The sequence below is a fragment of the Aurantibacter sp. genome (assembly GCF_042094015.1).
Classification (GTDB): Bacteria; Bacteroidota; Bacteroidia; order Flavobacteriales; family Flavobacteriaceae; genus Aurantibacter.
The window spans coordinates 1-2,908 of sequence record NZ_JBELDZ010000124.1 but is presented as its reverse complement, the minus strand read 5'-3'; the positions used below and the strand labels follow the sequence as shown (position 1 = coordinate 2,908).

The 2,908-nt window shown below is 29.0% G+C and carries 5 protein-coding genes; 3 read left to right on the top strand and 2 right to left on the bottom strand.

Features of this window, described 5'->3' with window-relative positions; translation table 11 throughout:
- The 3 genes from ACFDSN_RS11990 to ACFDSN_RS11980 form a co-directional block, all read left to right on the top strand.
- Window positions 1-351: SPOR domain-containing protein (locus tag ACFDSN_RS11990; protein ID WP_375240091.1), on the top strand; the 351-nt coding region annotated here is incomplete at its 5' end.
- Window positions 352-424: 73 nt separating this feature from the next.
- The gene (locus ACFDSN_RS11985) at window positions 425-940 is read left to right on the top strand and encodes an acyl-CoA thioesterase (RefSeq protein ID WP_375240090.1); all 516 of its coding nucleotides are present in this window, start codon (window positions 425-427) and stop codon (window positions 938-940) included.
- A 50-nt stretch (window positions 941-990) separates the two neighbouring features.
- Window positions 991-1,203, top strand: a complete 213-nt coding sequence (locus tag ACFDSN_RS11980) for a DUF6515 family protein (RefSeq protein ID WP_375240089.1) — start codon at window positions 991-993, stop codon at window positions 1,201-1,203.
- Between the two features lie 66 nt (window positions 1,204-1,269).
- On the opposite strand, the gene ACFDSN_RS11975 is transcribed toward ACFDSN_RS11980, so the two are convergent.
- Together ACFDSN_RS11975 and ACFDSN_RS11970 are read right to left on the bottom strand one after the other, a co-directional pair.
- On the bottom strand, window positions 1,270-1,761 hold the full coding sequence (locus ACFDSN_RS11975; RefSeq protein WP_375240088.1) for a MepB family protein: 492 nt from the start codon (window positions 1,759-1,761) through the stop codon (window positions 1,270-1,272).
- 19 nt (window positions 1,762-1,780) lie between these two features.
- The coding region (locus tag ACFDSN_RS11970; RefSeq protein WP_375240087.1) for a murein hydrolase activator EnvC family protein at window positions 1,781-2,908 on the bottom strand (1,128 nt) is incomplete at its 5' end.

Here is a 2,908-nt window from a genome sequence, read left to right as displayed (position 1 = left end):
AATATTTTAGCAGAACAAGAAGCACAATCTGAAATTGAATCTAAAATTCAAGAAGCTACCTTTGTAATATCTAATCCATTACCAACGGTAAAAGTAACTTTAGAAAAAGAAGTTCTAGGAAATTACCATATTATTGCTGGTGCTTTTAGAATTGAAAAAAATTGCGACAAAAAAATTAAGCAATTAAAAGTAGATGGTTTTAATGCTCGTAAAATAGGAGTAAACAAGTATGGTTTACACCAAGTAGCTTACCAAAGTTTTACAGATAGACAAGAAGCATTAGATGCTTTAAAAACAATTAAACACGACCAAAACAGTTCTGCATGGTTATTAGTAAAAGCTTTAGATTAAGCTTTTTTAATTTTGTGTTAATTCTTGTTTTTAAACTTAAAAACGTAGTATTTTTGCGCTAAAATTTAGCACAATGACTGCACGTAAAGCTTCAGAATCTTTAACCATATTAACCGATATGGTTTTACCTAGCGAAACAAATCCTTTAAACAATCTTTTTGGTGGTGAACTTTTAGCCCGTATGGATCGTGCCGCAAGTATTAGCGCAAGAAGACATTCTAGACGCATAGTAGTAACTGCTTCTGTAAATCATGTAGCATTTAACAGATCTGTTCCTTTAGGTTCTGTGGTAACTGTTGAGGCTAAAGTTTCTAGAGCTTTTAAGACTTCTATGGAAGTCTATATGGATGTTTGGGTAGAAGACAGAGAATCTGGTATTAAAACTAAAGCAAACGAAGCGATATATACTTTTGTTGCAGTTGATGAAACTGGACAACCCATAAGAATTCCAGAATTACTTCCAGAATCTAAAATTGAACATACACGTTTTGATGGTGCTTTAAGACGAAAACAATTAAGTTTAGTTCTTGCCGGAAAAATGAAACCAAGTGAAGCCTCAGAATTACGAGCTTTATTTATGGAGGATTAAACCTTTTTGAAATAATACAGTCTAAGAACTAAACCTTAAAATTTTTAATTATGAGAATATTCTTAATTGTATTTATTGGTAGTTTTATTTTTTGTGCAACTTCTTGTGCTCCAAGAGTTGTAAGTTCTCCAAATTCTAAAGTAGTTTATGTTCAAAAACGTCCAGCAAATTATAAAGTAGTTAGAGTTAATGGTAAACGTTATTATAGATGGAATGGTAAAAACTATAGAAAAACAAATAAGGGTTATGCTCTTGTTAGATAATTAACTTATTATTAAAAACATCTTTAAACCACATTTTAAGAATAACTAATTTTAGAAATGTGGTTTTTATATTTTATATAAGCCTTCAATATTATCTAATTTATTAACGCTATTAATTTCAAAGAAATAATTAAGTTGCCATTTTTGACTTTTTTGAGCTTGTTTACTTAAAGGGAAATCCCAAGAAGGGTAAACTCTAAAACCTCTTTTACCTTCTTTTGTGTTGGTGGAAATAATTGCTTTTTCAATTAAAATAGATTTAGGAAATACAAACTGACCTATTCTATTATTAGATGAAACGTTTATAATAAAAAAAACGAAATGATCTGTGTTGTCTAAAGGAGCTATTTCACCGTGATTTAATCTTTTCCAAAACGTAACAAATTGACCCGTTTTTTTAGGTGTAATTTTAGCTGTTCTACTTATAATTTGAAATTTATTTAACTGAAATCTACAAGCATTGTATTCTTTACTTTCTAATTCGTCTTTATAATTTGAGATTTCAAAATTAAGCTTATCGTAAATCTTCTGTTTTATTTCTGTTAGAAGTAAATTCATAAAACATAGAGGTGTTTAACTACATTTTATAAATCCAATACGCTGGATTTTGTGTGGCTGTGTTTTTAAAAATACTAAAACGTAAAATAGTTTCGTTGGTTATACTATTGGTATAAATCTTACCAATATCTTGTTTTGTTTTTACTTTTTGTCCTTCTGTAACGTAAACTTCTTTTAAGTTGGTGTAAGATGTTACATAACTTCCGTGCTGTATCATAATAGAAATACTACCACGTTTTGGTTTAGAAATTGCCAAAACTTCACCATTAAAAACTGCTCTTACTTTAGTATTTGGATTAGTTGCAATTCTAACACCATTACTTTGTATAGTTAAAGATCTATCTATTGGATGCGGTTGTTTTCCATACCTTACTTTAACAACGCCTTCTAAAACTGGCCAAGGTAATTTACCTTTATTTCCTAAAAAACTAGCGGCTAAAGCTTTGCTTTCTGCTGTTAAGGCAAATTCCTCGGTCTTACTGGTATTTGTATTAGATTTATTGCTTTTAACTGTCTTTCTAGATTTAGCAATTGCAACTCTAATTATATCTTTTATTTGCTTGTCAATTTTATTAGCTTCTTGCTGTTTCTTTTTAACTTCAGCTGAGAATTTATCTAAATCTTTTTGAATAGAAGCAATTATAACTTGCTGTTGTGCAACATCTTTTTCTAACTCTTGCTGTGCAATTCTATTTTCTTGAATTAAAGCTTCTTTAGATGACTTTTGCTTTATTAATACACTATTAGTGTTTTGTAATTCTAACGTTTTTGAAGCTATCTCTTCGCCTTGTTTTTTTTGATAATCGCTATACTGATCTATATACTGTAAACGCTTATAAGCTTGTTTAAAATTACTTGACGACAGTAAGAACATTACACGACTTTGTTTGTTTTTGTTCTTGTAGGATTTTACAATTAGTTTAGAATAATTATCCTTTAAAAGTTGTAATTCCTTATTTAAGTTTGATATTTTATCTTGATTGGTATTAATTTCTCGGGTCAACAAATTGGCTTGCTGATTGGTTACTTTTATTAAATTTCTTCTAACGTTTAATTTATAATTTAAGTCTTCTATTAAGCTTGTTTGTGATTTCTTTTTAGAGCTGTTTTGAAATAACAACGTATTAATTTTTTTTATTTCCTGACG

What these genes read in the sequence shown, in the direction of transcription:
- ACFDSN_RS11985 (WP_375240090.1), top strand. Translation starts at nt 425, where the DNA reads ATGACTGCACGTAAAGCTTCAGAATCTTTAACCATATTAACCGATATG.
- ACFDSN_RS11980 (WP_375240089.1), top strand. Translation starts at nt 991, where the DNA reads ATGAGAATATTCTTAATTGTATTTATTGGTAGTTTTATTTTTTGTGCA.
- ACFDSN_RS11975 (WP_375240088.1), bottom strand. Translation starts at nt 1,761, where the DNA reads ATGAATTTACTTCTAACAGAAATAAAACAGAAGATTTACGATAAGCTT.